This is a genomic window from Streptomyces durmitorensis, from assembly GCF_023498005.1.
Lineage (GTDB): Bacteria > Actinomycetota > Actinomycetes > Streptomycetales > Streptomycetaceae > Streptomyces > Streptomyces durmitorensis.
This window is the reverse complement of the sequence record NZ_CP097289.1, coordinates 6,673,828-6,695,673: the sequence shown is the minus strand read 5'-3', so window position 1 is coordinate 6,695,673 and position 21,846 is coordinate 6,673,828. Positions and strand designations below refer to the sequence as shown.

Here is a 21,846-nt window from a genome sequence, read left to right as displayed (position 1 = left end):
CGTCGAAATCTTCATGCAGCTGTTCGCCTTCGAGGCCCGCACCGGTCGGCCTTCGCGTAGAAGTCCTGCACAGCCGCCGACGCGGCAGCGAACTCCTCCTCGTACACGGCAGTGGCCCGTGCACGGTAGTCCCCGAACTCGTGACTCTGGCCGAATGAGAGCAGAGTCCAGGATACATACTCCGCCATCCTGAAGTGCTCGGTCAGTCGTTCATCAAACAGCATCCGCCCCTTCCTCGTGAGATGGTCACGACGGCGCGTTCCCTCGGCAATGCGACTTCGGACCACATCGATCACTGCTGCGTAGACAGCGAGAGCGCGGCCAGTCTCTTCGTGATCACCCAGCATCAGTGTGGTGAATACCTTCAGCTGCACTTGAATCAAAAACCAGGGGAGGTTCGTCAGGGTCTTCGAAGCCACGACCTGATGAATAAGCTCGCCCAATACAGCGTCAACTTCACGTATCCCTTGCAGCTCGCTGGGGTCTACTGCTGGGTAGAAACGAAATGGAATTGGCTCGCGGTCGTGCCGGCGCCCGGCCGATTCCTCTGATTCCATGATCCGGCGCTTCTGCTCTTCGCTGGACTCCTCGAACTCTTGCGGTGACACTACGAGAAATTCCAGCGCCAATCGATCGTGTAGCTCTTGCACTCCCAGTGTGCGGGCCTGCTCAGGCTTCCGCCACAGCACATTGTCCGAGTATTGTTGATCGATAATCTTCTGCATCGCGACCGGCACTGACGTTCGAGCTACGGCACCGGCATCGATGACGATCGTCGTGTGCTGTGTGCGCCCTTTACGCCGGAGTAAATCGATCTCCCAAAGCACGCTTTCATTGATCGAGGAAATATAGATTACGAAGTAATCCATCCGGTCGACCAGCTGCGCGATGTCATTCTTCCATTCATGCGCATTAAGGAATATAGAGCGGATCGGCGTTCCTGCGAGACGGATGATTACCGAGAAGTCTCCATTGAAGTGTATCTGGGCGGCAACAGTCTCCCAATGCAGGTCCTCTGGGCTTAACGCTTTGAATATTTCGGCACTGCCAGCTAGGCAATCCGGAAGCTTCCAGGTGAAACGAATAGCGTCGCCGTTCCCGTAGCCTATCGCCACGTCTCCAGCGAGCTGTGCTGCTGCCTGATAGTCAAAGCTGCGAAGATAAAGTACTCGCTTAACCTCCCCCACCCCCTCGTTCATTAGGTAGTAGTTTGCCTTTTTATGGCCTGCCAGGATGTAGAAGTAGAATCCGACGATATAGGACATCTCTTCGAGATCTAGGGCATCTCCATCGAAGAGCACGGAATAATCGGTTTCTGGCGAGGGGGCGGTATTTCGACCTACCGCCCGATAGTCCACAAGTCGTTGCATGTTCCTGACGACTGAATTGAGGTAGCGGGCATACCATCGATGCAACAGATACCCGTGCAATTTCTTTGATGCTTCAAATAAGAAGCGTATATCGAAGGCCGCCGAAACATCATCTAATGCCGGGGCAGCTTCAGGTGTTCCCCTTCTCCAGATATCGGAAAGCATGCGTCGCCATGGCATCCCAATCCTACGTCGACTTCTGGGCGGCGCCGCAGCCTGCATAAGCCCCTCAAGTAGCTGGGCAATTATTTCTGTCTCCTGCGCCTCCCCCCGGCCCGTGTTCTGCTGAAACGTGTTCGAGGTCATGCCCGACTTCTGTTGCTCTGGTTCAGCGGCGGACGAGCCTCGCATCACCCGCCGTATGACATAGCCGACGAACAGTGCAACGACAGTGAATGAGGCACCCACCATAAGCAGATCCATTCTTGCTCCCCCCGAAGCACTACCTTCATCATTATGTGCATTGTCCGGCTGCGGGCCGCAGTCAATCCTCCTGCGCTCTCATTCGGTCCTAAGCTAAGGCGCTTGAAGTAGGGGCGTAGGACGCTTTGTGCGTAGGAACAAGGCCACGTTTTCCGGGGCGACGTTGTTGCTCACCAACGCGAGAGGACATCACCGTCTCGGCTCTAGGCGGTAGTCGGTGTGCTCGTGCTGGGCGTGGTCGCGGTGCTGGATACCACTGCGGGCCTCACTGGCGACGTGGTCACGGTCGATGCGTAGTAAAGGAGCTGCCCAGGCATCTGTCCAGGCCGATCCCGCCTGTGTATGCAACGGTCTACCGACTGCTGAGCGGCCGACCGCAACGTGTTGGACCATGCGGTCGGGTGACGGTCCGCGGCCCGTCGTCCAACGTCGGATCCATACTCCGACAGTCCGCGCGAGCCGCATTTCTGTGAGCCCGGGACGGATGTCAGCAGTTCCCTCTATGATGCGCGAAGACACTGGAAGTAAGGAGCGGCATGCCGAAGCGCGTATTCGTTAGTTTCGACTACGATTACGACAAGACATTGAAGGACTTCCTGATCGGGCAAGCCAAAAATCCCGACTCCCCCTTCGAGGTCCACGACTGGTCGATCAAGGAAGCATCCCCCGACTGGAAGGCCAAGGCCCGTAACAGGATCCGAGCGTCGGACATCGTCATCGTCATCTGCGGTGAACACACGGACAAGGCTGTCGGAGTGGGTATCGAGCTCGAGGTCGCCCAGGAAGAGGAAATCGAATACTTCCTTCTGAACGGGTACAGCGGCAAGACCGGTAAGAAGCCAACAACGGCGAAGGCCACGGACAAGGTCTACGACTGGACCTGGAAAAATCTCAAGCTCCTCGTAGGCGGGGCGCGGTGATAGCGCCTTCCGCACCGGACCCGCCGCCGGAGGTGCTCGACCTCTACAAACTCGCCGTGGAGATGGCCGATCGTGTCTCCGCGCGGCGAGGCACTGCCAACGCCTTCTTCCTGTCAGTGCAGACCGCACTCGTCACCCTGGTCGGCTTCGGGATTCCGAAGCTTTCCGAGTCTCCTTGGTGGGTGGCATTGGCTGTGGCTTCGGCTGGCCTCACCCTATCTGCCGCCTGGTGGATGCAACTTCGCAGTTACCGGGACCTAAACACGGCCAAATTCAAGGTGATCAACAAACTTGAGGAACGCCTGCCTGTCAAGATTTTCGCTGATGAGTGGGAGGTATTGAAGAGCGATCCGATTCCGCACTGGCGCAAGCGTTACGCCGAGTTGGGCACGTCCGAACGTGTCGTCCCCCTGGTGTTCGTTGTGGTGCACCTGATCCTGTTCGCGGGCACACTGACCGTGTGACCTATCTTGATCCCCTCGCCAACCTGATCCGATCCTGTCTCCCTCCGGACGCTGAGCCTCCTGCGGACTCTGGTGACCTCTTCCGTATCTACGCCGTGCTACTGCTGGCCAAGGGGGAGCAGGTCACCGACGAAGACGTCCACAACGCCTGGTCCGCCTGGATGCAGTCAGTGGACAGCACTCACGAGGCACTGCTTCCTTTTCATGATCTCACCGCTGAGACGCGCGCTTTCGATGCTCCGTACGCGGAGGCTATCCGTGCAGCAGCTCGCTGGCCGGGCCGCAATACAGACGGATAGATGAAGCGGGCACCCGGAGCCTCCGCGAATTACCCGATGTGGGACTGCCCATGCCGATGGGGCCGACGAGGTTTGCCGTGCGGCGTCTGTTGCGGGATTCCCTCTGGAGATCCGAGGATCTGGAAACGAGACCCGGACACTCCGTCCGGGTCTCTTCCTCGTGTCCCCATCAAGCTCGTAGAAGCGCAGACGAAGCGGCGGGGGTAGCTACCCGCCACCTACCCGCTCTGTAACGTGAATGATGCCCCGTTCGATCCAGACGGCATATGCCTATGCCGCCGCCTCCCACCCCTGCTCTGCCGCTCACAACGCCGTACCAACGTGACCTGCGCATTACAAGTTGTCCGATCATGTTCCGGTGGCGTCTGCCGGTTGGATCGCGTGCCTGATCAAAAGACTTGCCCGACCTCAACGGATATCAGCGGACGCCCGTGAAACGAGCAGCGCATCGAACTTACGTCCTGAGGCGGTTCCAGAGGCCACCGTCGCCACCTGAGTAGATACACGGGCGGTCCGCGGTGCTAAGACATCCCGCATTCGCCCGTGGAGGTGGCTGATTCGCTGTAGCATCGACGCTTGATCCGCTAGGGGTCCTGGTATATAGAGGAGTGAAATGAAGGTTTTTCTTAGTTGGTCTGGTGAGCGTTCGAAGAAGATGGCGGAAGCTCTGAAGACGTGGATTCCTGATGTCCTGCAGGCTGTTCAGCCTTGGATCTCTTCTCAAGACATCACTAAGGGGAGTAGGGGGCTCAATGATGTTGCGGATGAGCTTGCTGAATCTAATTTCGGGATCGTGTGTGTAACTGCAGAGAACCAAGCGTCCCAATGGGTCAATTTCGAGGCCGGTGCGCTATCTAAGCAAATGGGCGAATCTTTCGTTGTCCCTCTTTTGCTAGACATTAAGATCGCTGAACTGACAGGCCCCTTGTCTCAGTTTCAAGCCACAGATAGCGCGCTGAAGGAAGACGTTCATCAACTAATGAAGGACGTTAATGTCGCGCTGGGGGATTCGCGTATCACTGATGATCGTCTTGAGAGGGCATTCGAACGCAACTGGCCTGACCTTGAGGAACAGTTGAAGAAAATCCGAGATGTAAGTAAGGCCAAACACCCCGCTCGGGCGAGTGGCGACATGCTAGAGGAGTTGCTTGTTCTGGTTCGCCAGCAAGAAAGGCGGATTGCCTATCTGAGTGACGAAATGCGGTTCATGTTCGACGAGCGCGAATCCAGAAGGTACATCCAGATCCCATCCGAGGATCGATTGATTCGAGTCGAGGGGGAAGATCGAACGATTAAGGTCGAAGGGTACCCGCGCACAGACAGCCCTTTTTCGAGGATGGTTTTGGCTGAATTACAGGAAATCGCCTCGGAACTCGGGATTGAACAAACGCAGCGACTGCGTAAGAGTCAACTCATTGAGGTAATTCACGAACACATGCGATCGCAGAGCTTGACGTATCGCGATGTGGCGAATAGGCCTAATCAATCATAAATGTTCACCGTGGCATGAACTCTACGCAGCGATTGGCTGCCCTCGCCGTCGCACCCCTCATGATGGCCGCCCACGCCCACGCTGACGACAACACCACCGCGTTGGGTCATTCGCTCGTGTCTCATCCGCACCAGGCATGCGGGGCGACATCCGGGCGCGGCCACAGGAAGAGGTCTTGCGCGCGCCGACCGGCACCCGACTACGCCAGCGATAGCCCCTTCCCGGTGCGGAGGGCCACTACTACAGTGGTGGCATGAGTGTATTCACCGTGCGCATACCAGATGATCTGGACGCAGAGGTTCGGAAGGCAGCGGCCGACGCCGGGCTGTCGCTGAACGCCTACATGGTCCGAACGCTACGAGATCAGACCCTGCGCGAAGCGCTGGCCGCTGTGGACAGCGAGGGCGTTCTCCTTGTCGACACCGGCGACGACGACCCAGCGGGGGACATCCGTTGAAGCGCGGCACAGTCTGGGAGATCCCGGTTGGCGACAGCACGCGTACCGCAGTCGTGCTCTCCATCGACGAGGTGAACACGAAGTTCCAGGCCGCCGTCTGCTTGCTCCTGCACCCGGCCGGCGCCTACCCCGACACCCTCGTATCCGTGCCGATCGCAGACCCCGTGCGAGCGGTCGCGGTGCCGGTAAACGTCACCCAATACGCGGCTCGGCGCTTCGAGAACGCCAAGCTGCTGGGTGAAGTGGGCCAAGAGGCCATGGCTCGCATCGAGCAGGCCGTGCGCTCCGTTCTGGGGCTGTAACGGCTCTGTGGGTGCCGGTCGCCAGCACCTCATCTCGAACGCTCATAGCTCAGGTTGGAGGCCGTGCTCGAGATACGCCACGGCGCCTTCATCGCGCGCAACCGCAGCTGCTCGGATGCGGCGTGCGAGGCGGGGAATGGTGAGGCCGTCCACCGCCGCGACGGGATGGAACTCGTACGCCTTGATCTCTGACGCCTGCAACCTGATCTGTGCCTCTACCTGCCCTACGTGACGCGCCGTCTGCGCTGCCAGGTCACCTCCTGGCCATCGACAGCGACCGGCCGCCGATTATGAGCCGACGAGCCGCTCCCCTCCCAAACAGACCAAGGAGGGCACCAAGCCCAGTGAGGTCCGGTCTGGTAGCTCGATCCAGCGCTAGACGGCCCACAGACGGCCCAGGCCTAGATGGATACGCGAGAGGGCCCACGGTCAATGACCGTGGGCCCTCTCGGTAAAACCGCTAAGAAACCATCTGACCTGCGCTTACAGCACCGGAAGGTTCTTCCTCAGCTCGAAGGCCGTGACCTCGCTGCGGTACTCCTCCCACTCCTGCTTCTTGTTCCGGAGGAAGAAGTCGTACACGTGCTCACCCAGGGTCTCGGCCACGAGCTCGCTGCGCTCCATCAGCGCAATCGCCTCGCCCAGGTTCTGCGGCAGCGGCTCGATGCCCATCGCGCGGCGTTCCGCGTCGCTCAGGGCCCACACGTCGTCGTCGGCGCCCGGCGGGAGCTCGTAGCCCTCCTCGATGCCCTTGAGGCCCGCGGCGAGCAGGACCGCGTACGTCAGGTACGGGTTCGCGCCCGAGTCGATCGAGCGGACCTCGACCCGTGCCGAGCCGGTCTTGCCGGGCTTGTACATCGGGACGCGGATCAGCGCGGAGCGGTTGTTGTGGCCCCAGCAGATGTACGAGGGTGCCTCGCCCCCCGCGCCCGCCGTGCGCTCCGAGCCGCCCCAGATGCGCTTGTAGGAGTTCACCCACTGGTTGGTGACCGCGGAGATCTCGGCGGCGTGCTTCAGGAGGCCCGCGATGAAGGAGCGGCCGACCTTCGAGAGCTGGTACTCGGAGCCCGACTCGTAGAAGGCGTTGCGGTCGCCCTCGAAGAGGGAGAGGTGCGTGTGCATGCCCGAGCCCGGGTGCTCGGAGAACGGCTTCGGCATGAAGGTCGCGTTGACCCCCTGCTCCAGCGCCACCTGCTTCATGACCAGACGGAACGTCATGATGTTGTCGGCCGTGGAGAGCGCGTCCGCGTAACGGAGGTCGATCTCCTGCTGGCCCGGCGCACCCTCGTGGTGGCTGAACTCGACCGAGATGCCCATGGATTCGAGCATGGTGATGGCCTGACGGCGGAAGTCCATGCCCACGTTCTGCGGGGTGTGGTCGAAGTAGCCGGAGTTGTCGGCGGGGGTGGGCCGCGAGCCGTCCAGCGGCTTGTCCTTCAGGAGGAAGAACTCGATCTCGGGGTGGGTGTAGAAGGTGAACCCGAGGTCGGAGGTCTTCGCCAGGGCCCGCTTCAGGACGTAACGCGGGTCCGCGAAGGACGGGGAGCCGTCCGGCATGAGGATGTCGCAGAACATACGGGCGGTGCCGGGGGCCTCCGCGCGCCAGGGCAGCACCTGGAAGGTCGACGGGTCCGGCTTGGCGATCATGTCCGACTCGTACACCCGGGCGAATCCCTCGATCGCCGAGCCGTCGAACCCGATGCCTTCGTCGAAGGCCTGCTCCAGCTCGGCAGGAGCCACCGCGACTGATTTCAGGAAGCCGAGGACATCCGTGAACCACAGGCGTACGAACCGGATGTCGCGCTCCTCCAGTGTCCGGAGCACGAATTCCTGCTGCTTGTCCATCTTCCGCTTCCACCCATCCTTGCTGGTCAGGCCGTCTGCGTCCGTGCTGCTCTCGAGCCTTGGGACACATCGGGGCACATGAGCATCCCACCACACGGTTTCGAGCGCGTTGCGGGCCATGTGCCGCCCTGTGCCCATAGTGCCTGCTGATCGGCGCGGCCGTAACAGCGGGCGGCTCGGACTGCCCCTACAGCCTGAAAGCCTCGCCCATTACGATCAGCGAACCGCTCCACCCTGTTCCGTCACGCGCGTCCCGCCCTTTCCGCCGTTTCGCCGAAGGACACATCATGGGTTCCGCCAAGAACACGAGCACCGCATCCCGCAAGGCCCGGATAGAGGAGATGCGCAAGGCCGAGCGCGCACGCGATCGCCGTGGCCGCATCATCACGATCACCCTGAGCGCCGTGGTGGTCGCCGCGCTCGCCGTGGGCGGTGTCGTCCTCTTCCAGAAGGCCGACGACGACTCCGACAAGGTCGCCTCCGACGGGAAGTCCGCGCCGAAGTTCAAGACGACCGCGGACGGCGAGAAGGTCTGGGACGCCAAGCAGCTGGGCCGTACGCACGTCACCAAGGACGTCAGCTACGCGATGACCCCGCCGGTCGGCGGCGACCACGACCAGGTGTGGATGAACTGCAACGGCGACGTCTACAAGGACGAGCTCCCCGAGCGCAACGCCGTGCACTCCCTGGAGCACGGCGCTGTCTGGGTGACGTACAACGACAAGGCGAAGGACGCGGACCTGAAGAAGCTGGAGCAGAAGGTCAAGCAGACGCCGTACTCGCTGATGAGCCCGGTCAAGGACCAGAAGGACCCGATCATGCTGTCGGCCTGGGGCCACCAGCGCACGGTGACCGGCGCGTCCGACCCGAAGGTCGGCTCCTTCTTCTCCACGTACGTACAGGGCAAGCAGACCCCTGAGCCGGGGGCCGCCTGCACGGGTGGCAAGGGCCAGTGAGGCAGGCACCCTCCCGGCGTACCGGCTGGATCGTCGGGGGTGTCGTGGCGGCGGTCGTCGCGGCCGGCGGGATCACCGCCGCGGTCGCCTCGACGGACGGCTCGTCCGGCACGTCCGCACCGTCCACGAAGTCCGCCGACGCGGGCTTCGCCCGGGACATGGCGACGCACCACCAGCAGGCCGTGGAGATGTCGTACATCGTGCGCGACGGCACGAAGGACGAGGAGATCAGGCGCCTCGCGTACGACATCGCCCAGACCCAGGCGAACCAGCGGGGCATGCTGCTCGGCTGGCTCGACCTGTGGGAGCTGCCGAAGGTGCCGGAGGGTGCTCCGATGGAGTGGATGGGCATGGGCGACTTGCCGCCGGGCAAGGACGGTGCGCTCATGCCGGGGATGGCGACCCATACGGAGCTCAAGGATCTCGGGAAGCTGAGTGGGCGGGCTGCCGAGGTGCGGTATCTCCAGCTGATGATCAAGCATCACAAGGGCGGGATCCACATGGCCGAGGGGTGTGTGGACCGGTGTGAGGTGAAGGTGGAGCGGCGGCTCGCGCAGGGGATGGTGGACTCTCAGGAGTCGGAGATCGAGCTGATGGTGGATCTGCTGAAGGCGCGGGGCGCGAAGCCGTAGCCGTAGCCGTAGCCCGCCGGACGGGCCGGACGGGCTGGACGGGCTGGACGGGCTGGAGGATCCAGCCCGTCCGGCGTTCGAGGACGAACTCGGCGAAGCCGGTGATGGACGGCGTCCAAGGCCCTCGCGCCAGAACCCCCTACGCCATCCGCGGCAACTCCTCCCGCAACAGCCGCCCCCGCAGCCCCTCCCCCCGCACGAACCGTTCCACCTCCCCCACCGCGTACTCCCCGAGCCTGCGCACCTCGCTCCCCTGCGCCCCCGCGACATGCGGGGTGACCAGCACGTTCGGGAGTACCAGCAAGGGATGACCGGCCGGCAGCGGCTCGGGGTCCGTCACGTCGAGGAACGCGTCCAGGCGCCCCGCCCCGCACTCGCGGGCCAGCGCCTGTGTGTCGACCAGTGAGCCGCGTGCCGTGTTGATGACGGTGCCCCCGTCCGGGATCAGCTTCAGCATCTCCTCGCTCACCATGCCCCGGGTCTCGGGGAGTTGGGGCGCGTGGACGCTGACGATCGAGCTGCGCCGGCACAGTTCCGACAGGTCGACGAGCTCCACGCCGAGCCCGGCCGCCTCCTCCCCCGTGACGTAGGGATCGGTCAGGAGCACGCGCCATCCCGCGTCGGAGCCCCGCAGCGCCGCGATCACCCCCCGCCCGATCCGGGACGCACCGATGATGCCGACGGTGCGGGAGTCCGCGCCCGTCCGCTCGGTGAAGGGCGGCCACCCCGTGGTGTAACCCGCCGCGGCCGGCAGCGCGCCCTTCGCCGCGAAGGTGATCGCGGCGAGCGTGTAGGCGACGACGGGCCCCGCGTTGGCGTCGGCCGCCGACGAGACCACCACGCCCCGGTCCCACAGCGCGTCCGTCACCACGGGTTTCACCGATCCTGCGGCATGCACGAGGGCCCGCAGCCGAGGGGCGCAGGCCAGGACCTCCGCGGTGACCGGCGGGCAGTTCCAGCCGGTGACCAGGATCTCCGTGTCGGCGAGCACCGCCCGCGCCTCGTCCCCGGTGAGCGAACCGGTGAGCAGGGCGGGCGCCAGTTCCACGCTGCGGGCGAGCCGTTCGCGGATGTCGGGGGCGAACACCCGGTCCGCCACGTCCGCGCTCATGGCGAGCGCGGTGATCGGTGGACTGATCCGTGGACTCATCGGTGGACCGCTCGGTGGACCCTTCAACTCTGCCTGGTCTGCCACGCGTGACCATCCCTCGTAGTAACCGGTTACCCAACAGCGCCTGGAGGCTAGGCCGAAGTCGGGACAGTGGTCAAGAGATCGCGGGGCCAAGGGGGTTGACCGGGGTTAGTAACCGCTTTAGATTCCGGTCACCTTGTTCCGACAACGGAGGGGCTGCCGTGTCAGCGGTGACGAAGGAACGGACGGAAACCGAGGCGGTGAAGCCGCCCGGCAAGCGCAGTAACAGGCCAAATGGCAACAAAACCAAGCGTGATGAGCGATGGAAACGGTTTCGCTCCTCGCGAGTCCTGCTGCTGCTCATGGTGCCGGGGGTCGCGTACTTCCTGGTGTTCCACTACGGCGCGTTCATCGGGAACGCCGTCGCCTTCAAGGAGTACGTCCCCTTCGACGGCCTCTGGGCCAGCCCCTGGGTCGGCTTCGAGAACTTCGACCGGATGTTCGGCGACCCGGACTTCTGGCACGCGACCTGGAACACGCTCTTCCTCGCGGTGCTCCAGCTGGTCTTCTTCTTCCCGGTGCCGCTGGGCCTCGCCCTGCTCCTGCACAGCCTGACGTCGGACCTGACGCGGCGCTTCGTGCAGTCGGTGGTCTATCTGCCGCACTTCCTGTCGTGGGTCATCGTCGTGGCCCTGTTCCAGCAGGTGCTCGCCGACACCGGCCTTCTCAACTCCGTGCTCGGGCAGGCGGGTCTGCACTCCGTCGACATCATCGGCAACCCGGACGCCTACCCGGCACTCGTCGTCGCGCAGGTCGTCTGGAAGGACGCGGGCTGGGGCACGATCATCTTCCTCGCCGCGCTGATGCAGGTGGACGAGCAGCAGTACGAGGCCGCCGCCATCGACGGGGCGGGCCCCTGGCGCCGCTTCTGGCACGTGACGCTGCCGTCGATCCGGCCGGTCGTCATCCTGCTCCTGATCATGCGGCTCGGCGACATCCTCTCCGTCGGCTTCGAACAGATGCTGCTGCAACGGCAGTCGGTGGGACCCGAGGCCGGTGAGGTGCTCGACACCTTCGTCTTCTGGCAGGGCATCGTCGGCGGCGACACCGGATACGCCGCGGCGGCGGGCCTGTTCAAGGGCGTGGTCGGCGCGATTCTCGTCTTCGCGGCCAACAAGGTCGCCCATCGCCTCGGCGAGCAGGGGGTCTACAAGTGAGCACGAAAACCGACGCGATACGCGCCGGGCGTCCGGCGCGCCCCGCCCGCGCGGCCCGCCCCGGGCGCCCTGTACGCCCCGTACGCCCCGTACGCCCGACCTGGATGGAAAAGCCGAAGCCGGTCACCCAGGTGGCCAAGGCCCTGGCGATCGTCACCATCCTGGTCATGGTCTTCGTGCCGTTCCTGGTCATCATCTCGACGTCGTTCGCGTCGAACCGCGAGGTCATCGCCAACGGCGGCTGGGTCCTGTGGCCGACGCACCCGACGCTGCGCGCCTACGAGCAGGTCTTCGAGGGCGGCATCGTCACCAAGGCGCTCGGGGTGAGCGCCGCCGTCACGATCATCGGCACCCTCGCCTCCCTCGCGTGCACGACGTTCCTGGCGTACGCGCTGAGCCGCCCCAAGGTGTACGGCGGAAAGCCGATCCTCCTGGTCGTCCTGTTCACGTTCCTCTTCCCGCCCGGCATGATCCCCGCGTTCCTGCTGGTCAAGGGGATGGGCATGCTGGAGAGCTACAGCGCCCTGATCGTCCCCGTCCTCATCAACGTCTTCAATCTGGTCGTCCTGCGCGGCTTCTTCCAGGGCGTTCCCGAGGAGCTGTACGAGGCGGCGCGGCTCGACGGCGCGAACGACTGGCAGATCCTGTGGCGGGTCGTGCTCCCGCTCTCCAAGGCGGCCCTCGCGGTGGTCGGCCTCTTCTACGCGGTGAGCTACTGGAACGCCTGGTTCCATGCCTCGATCTATCTGGAGTCCGACCACTGGCCGCTCCAGCAGGTCCTTCGTACGTACGTCATGGGCGGCTCGCAGATCGCGGACACCGGACTGAGCGACGCGTCGAACGTCTCGGCCCCGCAGACGATGCAGATGGCCGTCCTGGTGATCGCCACCGTGCCGATCCTGATCGTCTACCCCTTCCTCCAGAAGTACTTCACCAAGGGCGTGCTCACGGGCGCCATCAAGAGCTGAGCCACCACCTCCCGCACGACTCCGCATGTCCGAAAGGTTGACACTGTGTCCGGTTCCTCGATGTCGCGCCGTACGCTGCTGCGCTCCATAGCCGTCGGCGGGGCCGCGGTCGCGGCCCCCTCCCTGCTCACCGCCTGCTCCACGGATTCGAGCGGCGGCGGTTCGGTCAGCAACGCCAACAAGAAGGCGGCGCCCTGGCCGACGTACACGCCCGCCAAGGGCCCGAAGCCCGACCTCGCGCCGACCGCGGAGGGCGTGCAGCCCGGGTTCACCAAGTACCCAGAGAAGCTGGTCGCCGCGACGGCCGAGAAGCCGGGCAACGGCAAGCAGAAGATCAAGGTCATGACCATCACCTACGGCACCCCGCCGAAGCCGGTCGGATCGAACAAGTTCTGGCAGGCGATGAACGAGGCCCTCGGTGTCGAGGTCGAGTTCTCGGTCGTGCCGGACGCGGACTTCCGCTCCAAGATGTCGACCCTGATGTCCGGCGACGACCTGCCCGACATGATCAACTTCGGTGGCGGCTACGTCCTGCCGCGCGAGTCTCAGTTCGTGAAGTCGCGCTGCGCGGACCTCTCGGAGCACCTGTCCGGCGACGCCGTCAAGGACTACCCGAACCTCGCCAACATCCCCACGTACGCGTGGGAAGGCATGGGCCGCGTCTCCGGACGCATCTACGGCCTGCCGATCGAGCGCGCCAAGGTGCAGGGCGCGATGTTCATCAACAAGGAGGCGTTCGCAAAGGCGGGCTACAAGCCGGGCATGGCGGCGGCCGACTTCCAGACGATGGCCAGGGAGGCCTCGCAGAACAAGAAGTCCGCGCTCGGCGCCTCGTCGGTGGGCTTCTTCGGCTACCTCTACCACGCGATGTGGCACGGCGCGCCGAACCAGTGGCAGATCAAGAACGGCAAGGTCACCGACATGTACGGGACCGACGAGTTCAGGGCCGCCCTGGAGTACATGTCCAAGATGCGCAAGGCGGGCTCGTACAACTCCGACGCCACCTCGATTTCCCAGGTCGACCTCAAGACGCAGTTCTACAACGGCACGGTCCGCTCGATGACGGACGGCTGGGGCGCGGTCATCTCCAACGCGCAGGGCATCAAGGACGAGTTCACGCTCGACGCCGCCGTGCCGTACGTGGTGGACGGCGCGACGCCCGTCTACCAGCAGAACCGCGGCTGTTTCGGCTACACCGTCATCAAGAAGGCCTCCAAGGACCGCGTCAAGCTGATGCTGCGGGTCCTGGACTGGCTGGCGTCGCCCTTCGGCTCCAAGGAGTACGAGCTGATGCACTCGGGCGTCGAGGGCACGCACTTCGAGTACGACAAGAACGGCGACCCGATCGCCAACTCGCTCGGCCTGGTGGAGAACCGCACGAACCTCCCCTTCGCCTACCTCATGGACGCGCCGCAGCCGCTGTACTTCCCCGGCTACGCCGACCTCACCAAGAGGCTGCACACCTGGGAGAAGGCGGTCGTGCCGAACCTCGTCCGCGACGACCACTGGGGGCTGATGTCGGACACGTACAACCGGCAGGGCGCGTCCATGCAGCAGATCATCGAGGACGGTGTCACGGCGATCGTCTCGGGCCGCAAGAAGCTGTCCGACTGGGACGCCGTGTACAAGAAGTGGCAGACGCAGGGCGGCGACAAGGCGCACGCGGAGTTCGCAAAGGAGTATGAGGCCGCGCACTGATCCGGGGCGGGCGCGGGATGATGGTCCGGGGCGGGGTGCCGTGGGGGCAACACCGCCCCGGACTTGGCTACTTGAGCCTGATACTGCAACTCGGCCAGCTACTTGGCCTGCAACTTGGCCCGGATACTGCTACATGAGGAGACACAGTGGGTGAGCGGGTCACCATCCGCGATGTGGCGGCGCGGGCGGGCGTCTCGGTCGCGACCGTCTCGCGGGTCCTCGCGGGCAACTACCCGACGTCGACGGCGTCGCGCGCGAAGGTGCTGCGGGCCGTCAAGGACCTCGACTACGTCGCCAACGCGCACGCGCGCGCCCTGGCGGGCGCGGGCCGCAAGACGATCGCGGTGCTCATGTTCGAGCTGGTGAGCTCCTTCTACGCCCATGTCGCGCAGGGCGTGGAGATGGAGGCCGCCCAGCGCGGCAGGCTCACCCTGGTCGCGTCGACGAACAGCGATCCGGCCCGCGAGCTGGCGCTGGTGCAGATGATGCGCGAACAGGCCGCCGAGGCGGTGGTCCTGGTGGGCGGTGTCATCGAGGACGACGAGTACCGCGAGCGGATGGCGCGGTACGCGGAGGCGCTGGCGGCGGCGGGCTCCCGCCTCATCCTGTGCGGGCGTCCCGCGCCGGCGCCGGACGTGCCCGCGCTGGTCGTCGAGTACGACAACGAGGCGGGCGCGTACGCGATCACGAGCCATCTGCTCGGCGCGGGCCACCGCAAGATAGCCCTGATCGGCTACCAGCCGGGACACACCACGGGCGAGGACCGTGTCGCCGGCTACCTGCGGGCGCTGGCCGACCACGGGGTGCCGCGCGAGGAGGCGATCCTGCACGGCATCGGCTTCGGGCAGAACCATGGGTACGAGGCGATCATGGACCTCCTCAAGAAGGCCGACGGCAAGCCGGACTTCACGGCGGTGTTCGCTGGTGACGACAGGGTGGCGGCGGCCACGATGATCGCGCTGCGGGAGTACGGGCTGCGGGTGCCTGAGGACATCTCGGTGGTCGGCTACAACGACGACCCCGTGGCGGCGGACATCACGCCCGGCCTGACGACGGTGCACATCCCGGCGGAGGAAATGGGCCGAACGGCGGTCCGCCTCGCTCTGGCGGGGGCGCCTCGGGCGGGTCAGGAGAGGCACCTGCTGGGGACGCACATCGTGATCCGGGAGAGCGTGCGGGGGCTCCGGGGGAGCCGGGGGGCCACTTCTTAGTGGCCCTTCGGCATCCCTCCGGTCGGGGGGCTTCGGGGGGCGGCTTTTCGTGACCCGGGGGTGCCCCTGGACCGCCCGGCTCCGGCGAAGCCCGGGGGGACGCCGCTTGTCGGTGACCCGGGGGTATCCCCTGGACCGCCGCTCCGCGGCGGGTGTCTCCCGCCCACCCACCCGATTACCCTGCGGCGACTCGGGGGGGGACGTGGTGTTCTGCCTTAACTGGCGCGCCCGATTGCCCCGCGGTGACTCGGAGGGCGTGGCGTCCTGCCTACCTGGCGCCCGTCTCAAACCGCCGCTTCGCGGCGGAGGCCCCCGCCCGCCCACCCGATTGCCCTGCGGTACACCCAAGCGATCTCCCTGACGATGGCACCGCCGGGCAATCGGGTGGGTGGGCGGGAAAGATCCGCCGCGAAGCGGCGGTCCAGGGGCTACCGCCGGGGGCCCGGCACCCTCACGGCGTGGACAGCACCGCCTCCGCCACGCCCCCCGGGGCGTCCCGCATGACCAAGTGGCCCGATGGTTCCGCGACGCGGAAGGTCGCGCCGAGCGAGGCGGCGAGGGCCCGCTGCCGGGCGAGCCAGCCCACCGCACCCCCGGAGTACGCGGCGAGCACCGTCACCGGAAGCCGCTCCCGGAGAGGGAACTCCCGGCGGAGAGTGGTGAGTTCGAGCGCTGCGTCGCCGTACGTCACATACTCCAGAAGCGACCCCCGCAGCACACGGCTCGCCCCATAGACCCGCCTCACCTCCTCCACCGACGACGCCCCCGAGTCCCCCCGCACCGCCACCCTCCGCAGCGCAGGACCCACCGCCCGCGGCACCCCCACCCCGCTCAACACCGCCCCGCACACCCGGGCCGCCCCCACTCGCACCTCGCGCGAAGCCCGCACCCTGGGCCGCTCCTCGACGCTGGAGTCGACCAGGACTAGGCCCGCCGTACGCGCCGGAAAGAGGCGGGCGAACGCCTCGCAGTGGAAGCCCGCGAGCGAGTGCCCGACCACCGTGGCGGGACGGCCGCCAGGGTTCACCGCGTCCAGGATCCGCGCGATCCGCTCGGCCTCACCGCCCAGCGTGGGCGCCACGCGCGCGTGCCCGCTCAGTCCCGACCCCGGCCGGTCGAAACGGACGACCGTCCGCCACGGGGCGAGGAGTTCCACCACCGGGTCCCAGTCGAACCACGCGAGCCCGAGCCCCGCGCTCAGCACGCAGACCGGCCCGCTCCCCGTCACCTCCACGTGGTGCGGCACTCCCCCGATCCGTACGAAACTCATCCGCGCCGCACCACCGCACGCGCGAGCAGCCCCAGCCAGAGAGCGATCAGCAGCACCTGGAGCCGCTGTCCCACCCCCAGCGCCCACGTGCCGTGCCCCGCGTCGAAGGCGGCGACGGCGGCCAGGGTCCAGGCGGTGGCCGCCAGTTCGAGGAGCAGCAGGAGGAGACCGAAGGGGGCCGCGAGGGACGGCAGGACCCCGTGCCCGTACCTCCGCGCCGCGAACGTCAGCGCCACCATCCCCACCAGCGCCCCCGTCATCGCGACACTGCTGCTCACCACGTGCGCCGTATGCGCCGCGGGCACGAGCCCCGCCCGCTCCCTGGCCACGCACGCCGCGTCGGCGGTCGGCGCGCAGCTCAGCGGCAGCCGGGAGTCGACCGCGGTGGCCGCACCGAACAGCGCGAGCCCCGCCCACCCCACGACGGCGATCCTCCGGCGCGGCAGCCACAGCAGCGCGCACACCGCGCCCGCGAGGAGCAGCAGCCCGGCGGTCAGGTCGGTCGTGCGGAACAGCGCGCCGAACGGCTGGTCCCGGGCGGCGAGTTCACTGACGTAGGAACTCACCGGAGAGAGCCCCGTCCCCAGGAGGGGTTCCAGGAGCCACGCGCTGTAGGCGAGCGCGCCGAGCACCAGCAGGAGCGAGACGGCGGCGGCTCGGGCGGTGGCGGGGCGGGGCTCGGCGGGCGTGATCGGCACGGCGGGGCGGACGGCGCTAGTGATGGCCCCCGCCTCCGCCTACCCCTTCGCCTTCCCCTTCGCCTTCATGGCGAGTTCGCGGGCATCGCCGTCTGTCGTCGCCCTCGATGAAACCCTTTCGCCCCCTATTGCCCATATTCGTCATGAGCTCATGATCAGTGGAGTACCGGGGGCCCGCACGTCGCCGAATACCCGCCGGGGGTAAGGTTCCGCCCATGGCGGCCACGAGGAGATCAGCGAACGGCAGGCAGCTCCTGCTGCTCGCCGCGCTGCTCCTCGGCATCGTGACGATGCATACGCTGGGCCACCCGACGGGCCATTCGTCGCCGCGTCACGCGACAAGTCACTCGACGAGCCAGTCGATGAACCAGCCGATGAACCAGCCAATGAGCCAGACGACGCGTCACGCAAGCGCGGCCGAACAAGCCGCCGGTCAGCATGAGATGAGTGACGGCGGCCACGCCGCCCCCGCGCGGCCACACCTCGCGGCCACGTCCGCGTCCGCACCCGTCGGGATGGACGGGATGGACCCGCTGTCCGTGTGCCTGGCGGTCCTCTCGGCGCTCACTCTCCTCCTGCTCCTGAAAGCAGGCCTGCTGCGCCCCGGCGGCTTCGCCGTCCCCACGCGTCCGCTCGCCCGGCTGCTCGACGGGCTGCGGCCCAATCCGCCGCCGCCCCGCATACTCCTCTCCCGCCTCTCGGTGCTGCGCATTTAGGCCGACGCACCGGCTGCTTCGCGCTGCCCGCGTCCCGGCGGGGTCCTCGATGGGAACCTCCGGGCGTCGAGCGGTGTATCAGAAGCAGCAGATGCGCCCATCTGCACGCACCACCACGACGAGGTGTACTCAGCCATGCGCAATCAACCCCTGCGCTCCCCCGCGCGCCGCGCCCCATCGCGCCGCGCCCTGCTCGGCGCCGCGACCGCCGTCGCCGGTTCGGGAATCCTGACGGCCTGCTCCGGCTCAGGACCGGACTCCGGTCACGCCGGACACGGCGGCGGCTCCAAGCCCGAGGGCTCCCCCGAGGGATCGCCCGACGGCCGCCCCAAGGGCTATGTCGACCCCTCCGGGGAGGAAGTCGCCGCCGCGGAGAAGAAGCGAGCCGGCGGCGGCACGGTCCGCGAGGTGAAGCTCATGGCCATGAAGGCCAAGCTCGACCTCGGCGGCCGCACGGTCAAGACCTGGGCGTACGGCGACCGGCTGCCCGGCAAGGAGGTCCGCGTCACCGCGGGCGACACCCTCGCCCTCACGCTCGCCAACCACCTCCCCGAGTCCACGTCCCTGCACTGGCACGGCCTGGCCCTGCGCAACGACATGGACGGCGTCCCCGGCCTCACCCAGAAGGCCGTCAAACCGGGCGCCGAATTCACCTACCGCTTCGCGGTCCCGCACCCGGGTACGTACTGGTTCCACCCCCACTCGGGCACGCAGCAGGACCGCGGTCTGTACGCACCACTGATCGTCGAGGACCCCAAGGAGCCCTTGAAGTACGACAAGGAGTGGGTCGTCGTCCTGGACGACTGGGTCGACGGGGTGGACGGCTCGACACCGGACGCCGTGCTCGCGGAGCTCGGCAAGGGCATGAGCGGCCGCGACATGGGCGGCGACAGCGGTGACGAGCGAGGTGGCGAGGAAGGTGCCACCGGCGGCGGCACGGACCACGGCGGCCACGACATGTCGAAGATGTCGCTGCGGACCGGCCCCTCCCCAAGCCGAACCCCACCTCAGGCCCATCAGGCCCCTCAGGCCCGTCAGGCCCGTCAGGCCCTTCCCGGGTGATGATGGGCGCCAAGAGCGAGCTCCTGGGCGGCGACGCGGGCGACGTGGCGTATCCGCATTACTTGATCAACGGCCGCACACCGGACGCCCCTTCCTCCTTCAAGGCCCGCCCCGGCGACCGCATCCGCCTGCGCATCATCAACGCCGGCGGCGACACGGCCTTCCGGGTGGCGCTCGGCGGCCACGAGATGACGGTGACGCACACGGACGGCTTCCCGGTGGAGCACGCGAAGACGGACGCGCTGCTGCTCGGCATGGGCGAGCGCTATGACGTCCTGGTCACCGCCAAGGACGGCGCGTTCCCGCTGACCGCGGCGGCCGAGGGCAAGAAGGCATCGGCCCTCGCGGTCCTGCGCACGGGCGGCGGCGCGGCGCCCGCCCCCTCGGCCCGGCCCAAGGAGCTGAAGGGCCGCCTCCTGACGGCGGACAAGCTGCGGGCGGCGCGGTCGGTGGCCCTGCCGTCCCGCAAGCCGGACCGCACGGTCAGGATCCAACTGACCGGCGGAATGGCGAAGTACGACTGGGCCTTCGACAAGAAGCCCTACTCCCCCGACCAGCGTCACCCGGTCCGCGCGGGCGAACGCGTCCGCCTGGTCTTCGCCAACTCGACGACGATGTGGCACCCGGTCCACCTGCACGGCCACACGTTCTCCCTGGCGAACGTGGCGGGCGGCCCCCGCAAGGACACCGCGGTCGTCCTGCCGAACGGCACGCTGACGGTGGACTTCGACGCCGACAACCCGGGCCTGTGGATGATCCACTGCCACAACGTGTATCACTCGGAGGCAGGAATGATGACGGTCCTCGGCTATCGCAGCTGACCGAAGGCCAGGGCGGGACGCCCCGGTGGGGCGTCCCGTCAGGGCATCGCGTCGCTCTGACGATTACACTGGGCCCCGTGCCTCAACTACGCCTCGCACTGAATCAGATCGACTCGACCGTCGGCGATCTCGCCGGGAACGTCGAGGCCATCGTCCGCTGGACCCGGCACTCCGCCGAGCAGGGAGCGCACCTCGTCGCGTTCCCCGAGATGGCGCTCACCGGCTATCCCGTCGAGGACCTCGCCCTGCGGTCGTCCTTCGTCGACGCCTCGCGTCAGGCGCTCCGGGCGCTCGCCGTGCGGCTGAACGACGAGGGGTACGGCGAGCTGCCGGTCGTCGTCGGCTATCTCGACCGCACCGAGGAGGCCAAGCCGAAGTACGGCCAGCCCGCGGGCGCGCCGCGTGACGCCGCCGCCGTGCTGCACCGCGGCGAGGCCGTCCTGACGTACTCCAAGCACCACCTGCCGAATTACGGCGTCTTCGACGAGTTCCGCTACTTCGTGCCGGGCGAGACCCTGCCGATCGTGCGCGTGCACGGCGTCGACGTCGCACTCGCCATCTGCGAGGACCTCTGGCAGGACGGCGGCCGCGTCCCGGCGGCGCGCACCGCGGGGGCGGGGCTCCTGCTCTCCATCAACGCGTCGCCGTACGAGCAGAACAAGGACGACGTGCGGCTCGAACTGGTGCGCAAGCGTGCGCAGGAGGCCGGTTGCACCACCGCCTACCTCGCCATGATCGGCGGTCAGGACGAGATCGTCTTCGACGGCGACTCGGTCGTCGTGGACCGGGACGGCGAAGTCATCGCGCGGGCACCGCAGTTCGCCGAGGGGTGCGTGGTCCTCGATCTGGAGCTGCCCGCCGCCGCGGCAGAGCCGCCGTCGGGCGTCGTGGACGACGGACTGCGGATCGAGCACGTCACGCTCTCCGATGAGCCCCTCGCCGCGTACGAGCCGGAGCTCACCGGTGGGTACGCCGAGCGGCTCGACGACGACGAGGAGGTGTACTCGGCGCTGGTCGTGGGGCTGCGTGCGTACGCCGCGAAGAACGGATTCAGCAGCGTGCTGATCGGCCTCTCCGGAGGCATCGACTCCGCGCTCACCGCCGCGATCGCCTGCGACGCGCTCGGCGCCCAGAACGTGTACGGCGTGGCCATGCCGTCCCGCTACTCGTCGGACCACTCCATCAGCGACGCGGAAGACCTGGCCCGGCGTACGGGGCTGAACTTCCGGACCGTGCCGATCGCCCCGATGTTCGACGCGTACATGGGGTCGCTCGGGCTGACCGGGCTCGCCGAGGAGAACCTCCAGTCACGCCTGCGCGGCACGATGCTGATGGCCCTGTCCAACCAGGAGGGCCACATCGTCCTCGCCCCGGGCAACAAGTCCGAGCTGGCGGTGGGGTACTCGACGCTCTACGGCGACTCGGTCGGGGCGTACGGACCGATCAAGGACGTCTACAAGTCCCTGATCTTCCGGCTCGCCGAGTGGCGCAACCGCGCGGCGCTGGAGCGTGGGCAGACGCCGCCCATCCCGGAGAACTCCATCAGCAAGCCGCCGAGCGCCGAGCTGCGTCCCGGTCAGGTGGACACGGACTCGCTGCCGGACTATCCCGTGCTCGACGCGATCCTGGCGATGTACGTCGACCGCGACCAGGGCGCGGACACGATCGTCGCCGCCGGGTACGACCGGGAGCTCGTCGTCAAGACGCTGCGGATGGTGGACACCGCCGAGTACAAGCGGCGGCAGTACCCGCCGGGCACGAAGATCTCCGCGAAGGGCTTCGGCAAGGACCGGCGGCTGCCGATCACGAATCGTTGGCGGGAGTCCGTCTGACCCTGCGGTGGGTGGGCACCGCCCTGTGCCGCGGCTTCGCGGCGGATCGTTCCCACCCACC

The 21,846-nt window shown here is 66.8% G+C and carries 20 protein-coding genes and 1 pseudogene; 16 read left to right on the top strand and 5 right to left on the bottom strand.

Going from position 1 to position 21,846, the window contains the following annotated elements:
- Nucleotides 1-11: 11 nt before the first annotated feature.
- Nucleotides 12-1,793 (bottom strand): hypothetical protein, encoded by a 1,782-nt coding sequence (locus M4V62_RS29840; RefSeq protein ID WP_249590274.1) that lies wholly within the window; start codon nucleotides 1,791-1,793, stop codon nucleotides 12-14.
- A gap of 536 nt (nucleotides 1,794-2,329) precedes the next feature.
- Between M4V62_RS29840 and M4V62_RS29835 the strand changes: the two genes are divergently transcribed.
- From M4V62_RS29835 to M4V62_RS43630, 7 genes are all read left to right on the top strand, one after another.
- Complete coding sequence (locus tag M4V62_RS29835) at nucleotides 2,330-2,713, top strand: TIR domain-containing protein (protein ID WP_249590273.1); 384 nt, start codon at nucleotides 2,330-2,332, stop codon at nucleotides 2,711-2,713.
- A complete protein-coding gene (locus M4V62_RS29830) occupies nucleotides 2,710-3,177 on the top strand; it encodes a RipA family octameric membrane protein (RefSeq protein WP_430626883.1) in 468 nt (155 codons plus the stop codon). The genes M4V62_RS29835 and M4V62_RS29830 overlap by 4 nt, the downstream gene beginning before the upstream one ends.
- Nucleotides 3,174-3,476: a DUF7701 domain-containing protein gene (locus M4V62_RS43960; protein WP_425574985.1), complete on the top strand. Its 303-nt coding sequence runs from the start codon at nucleotides 3,174-3,176 to the stop codon at nucleotides 3,474-3,476. The genes M4V62_RS29830 and M4V62_RS43960 overlap by 4 nt, the downstream gene beginning before the upstream one ends.
- Before the next feature lie 613 nt (nucleotides 3,477-4,089).
- Entirely contained in the window at nucleotides 4,090-4,968 is an 879-nt protein-coding gene (locus tag M4V62_RS43955; RefSeq protein WP_425574986.1) for a toll/interleukin-1 receptor domain-containing protein, read from the top strand.
- A gap of 253 nt (nucleotides 4,969-5,221) precedes the next feature.
- A complete protein-coding gene (locus M4V62_RS29815; protein ID WP_249590271.1) occupies nucleotides 5,222-5,425 on the top strand; it encodes a toxin-antitoxin system HicB family antitoxin in 204 nt (67 codons plus the stop codon).
- On the top strand, nucleotides 5,422-5,727 hold the full coding sequence (locus tag M4V62_RS29810) for a hypothetical protein (RefSeq protein WP_249590270.1): 306 nt from the start codon (nucleotides 5,422-5,424) through the stop codon (nucleotides 5,725-5,727). The genes M4V62_RS29815 and M4V62_RS29810 overlap by 4 nt, the downstream gene beginning before the upstream one ends.
- Before the next feature lie 63 nt (nucleotides 5,728-5,790).
- Entirely contained in the window at nucleotides 5,791-5,919 is a 129-nt protein-coding gene (locus M4V62_RS43630; protein ID WP_283779116.1) for a hypothetical protein, read from the top strand.
- A gap of 291 nt (nucleotides 5,920-6,210) precedes the next feature.
- Here M4V62_RS43630 and M4V62_RS29805 read toward each other — a convergent pair whose 3' ends face one another.
- A complete protein-coding gene (locus tag M4V62_RS29805) occupies nucleotides 6,211-7,572 on the bottom strand; it encodes a glutamine synthetase family protein (RefSeq protein ID WP_160504710.1) in 1,362 nt (453 codons plus the stop codon).
- Nucleotides 7,573-7,859: 287 nt separating this feature from the next.
- On the opposite strand from M4V62_RS29805, the gene M4V62_RS29800 reads away from it, so the two are divergent.
- On the top strand, nucleotides 7,860-8,528 hold the full coding sequence (locus M4V62_RS29800; protein ID WP_249590269.1) for a thioredoxin-like domain-containing protein: 669 nt from the start codon (nucleotides 7,860-7,862) through the stop codon (nucleotides 8,526-8,528).
- A complete protein-coding gene (locus M4V62_RS29795; RefSeq protein ID WP_249590268.1) occupies nucleotides 8,525-9,160 on the top strand; it encodes a DUF305 domain-containing protein in 636 nt (211 codons plus the stop codon). Before M4V62_RS29800 ends, M4V62_RS29795 begins: the two co-directional genes overlap by 4 nt.
- Before the next feature lie 139 nt (nucleotides 9,161-9,299).
- On the opposite strand, the gene M4V62_RS29790 is transcribed toward M4V62_RS29795, so the two are convergent.
- A complete protein-coding gene (locus M4V62_RS29790) occupies nucleotides 9,300-10,310 on the bottom strand; it encodes a hydroxyacid dehydrogenase (protein ID WP_249590267.1) in 1,011 nt (336 codons plus the stop codon).
- 344 nt (nucleotides 10,311-10,654) lie between these two features.
- Between M4V62_RS29790 and M4V62_RS29785 the strand changes: the two genes are divergently transcribed.
- From M4V62_RS29785 to M4V62_RS29770, 4 genes are all read left to right on the top strand, one after another.
- Complete coding sequence (locus M4V62_RS29785) at nucleotides 10,655-11,509, top strand: ABC transporter permease (RefSeq protein ID WP_190081452.1); 855 nt, start codon at nucleotides 10,655-10,657, stop codon at nucleotides 11,507-11,509.
- A 104-nt stretch (nucleotides 11,510-11,613) separates the two neighbouring features.
- Nucleotides 11,614-12,477 (top strand): carbohydrate ABC transporter permease, encoded by an 864-nt coding sequence (locus M4V62_RS29780; RefSeq protein ID WP_249593075.1) that lies wholly within the window; start codon nucleotides 11,614-11,616, stop codon nucleotides 12,475-12,477.
- 60 nt (nucleotides 12,478-12,537) lie between these two features.
- A complete protein-coding gene (locus M4V62_RS29775; RefSeq protein ID WP_249590266.1) occupies nucleotides 12,538-14,175 on the top strand; it encodes a type 2 periplasmic-binding domain-containing protein in 1,638 nt (545 codons plus the stop codon).
- 146 nt (nucleotides 14,176-14,321) lie between these two features.
- Nucleotides 14,322-15,386, top strand: coding sequence for a LacI family DNA-binding transcriptional regulator (locus tag M4V62_RS29770; RefSeq protein WP_249590265.1), 1,065 nt, complete (start codon nucleotides 14,322-14,324; stop codon nucleotides 15,384-15,386).
- A gap of 451 nt (nucleotides 15,387-15,837) precedes the next feature.
- Here the strand turns inward: M4V62_RS29770 and M4V62_RS29765 are convergent, their stop codons facing one another.
- Entirely contained in the window at nucleotides 15,838-16,656 is an 819-nt protein-coding gene (locus M4V62_RS29765) for an alpha/beta fold hydrolase (protein WP_249590264.1), read from the bottom strand.
- Nucleotides 16,653-17,354, bottom strand: a complete 702-nt coding sequence (locus M4V62_RS29760) for a DUF998 domain-containing protein (protein ID WP_249590263.1) — start codon at nucleotides 17,352-17,354, stop codon at nucleotides 16,653-16,655. Before M4V62_RS29760 ends, M4V62_RS29765 begins: the two co-directional genes overlap by 4 nt.
- A gap of 215 nt (nucleotides 17,355-17,569) precedes the next feature.
- Here M4V62_RS29760 and M4V62_RS29755 point away from each other — a divergent pair, with 215 nt between their 5' ends.
- From M4V62_RS29755 to M4V62_RS29745, 3 genes and pseudogenes are all read left to right on the top strand, one after another.
- Nucleotides 17,570-18,070 (top strand): hypothetical protein, encoded by a 501-nt coding sequence (locus M4V62_RS29755; protein ID WP_249590262.1) that lies wholly within the window; start codon nucleotides 17,570-17,572, stop codon nucleotides 18,068-18,070.
- A gap of 135 nt (nucleotides 18,071-18,205) precedes the next feature.
- Nucleotides 18,206-19,953, top strand: a pseudogene (locus M4V62_RS29750) (multicopper oxidase family protein).
- A 77-nt stretch (nucleotides 19,954-20,030) separates the two neighbouring features.
- On the top strand, nucleotides 20,031-21,785 hold the full coding sequence (locus tag M4V62_RS29745) for an NAD+ synthase (protein WP_249590261.1): 1,755 nt from the start codon (nucleotides 20,031-20,033) through the stop codon (nucleotides 21,783-21,785).
- Nucleotides 21,786-21,846 lie beyond the last annotated feature (61 nt).

What these genes read in the sequence shown, in the direction of transcription:
- M4V62_RS29840 (WP_249590274.1), bottom strand. Translation starts at nt 1,793, where the DNA reads ATGGATCTGCTTATGGTGGGTGCCTCATTCACTGTCGTTGCACTGTTC.
- M4V62_RS29835 (WP_249590273.1), top strand. Translation starts at nt 2,330, where the DNA reads ATGCCGAAGCGCGTATTCGTTAGTTTCGACTACGATTACGACAAGACA.
- M4V62_RS43955 (WP_425574986.1), top strand. Translation starts at nt 4,090, where the DNA reads ATGAAGGTTTTTCTTAGTTGGTCTGGTGAGCGTTCGAAGAAGATGGCG.
- M4V62_RS29815 (WP_249590271.1), top strand. Translation starts at nt 5,222, where the DNA reads ATGAGTGTATTCACCGTGCGCATACCAGATGATCTGGACGCAGAGGTT.
- M4V62_RS29805 (WP_160504710.1), bottom strand. Translation starts at nt 7,572, where the DNA reads ATGGACAAGCAGCAGGAATTCGTGCTCCGGACACTGGAGGAGCGCGAC.
- M4V62_RS29800 (WP_249590269.1), top strand. Translation starts at nt 7,860, where the DNA reads ATGGGTTCCGCCAAGAACACGAGCACCGCATCCCGCAAGGCCCGGATA.
- M4V62_RS29790 (WP_249590267.1), bottom strand. Translation starts at nt 10,310, where the DNA reads ATGAGTCCACGGATCAGTCCACCGATCACCGCGCTCGCCATGAGCGCG.
- M4V62_RS29785 (WP_190081452.1), top strand. Translation starts at nt 10,655, where the DNA reads ATGGTGCCGGGGGTCGCGTACTTCCTGGTGTTCCACTACGGCGCGTTC.
- M4V62_RS29780 (WP_249593075.1), top strand. Translation starts at nt 11,614, where the DNA reads ATGGAAAAGCCGAAGCCGGTCACCCAGGTGGCCAAGGCCCTGGCGATC.
- M4V62_RS29775 (WP_249590266.1), top strand. Translation starts at nt 12,538, where the DNA reads ATGTCGCGCCGTACGCTGCTGCGCTCCATAGCCGTCGGCGGGGCCGCG.
- M4V62_RS29765 (WP_249590264.1), bottom strand. Translation starts at nt 16,656, where the DNA reads ATGAGTTTCGTACGGATCGGGGGAGTGCCGCACCACGTGGAGGTGACG.
- M4V62_RS29755 (WP_249590262.1), top strand. Translation starts at nt 17,570, where the DNA reads ATGGCGGCCACGAGGAGATCAGCGAACGGCAGGCAGCTCCTGCTGCTC.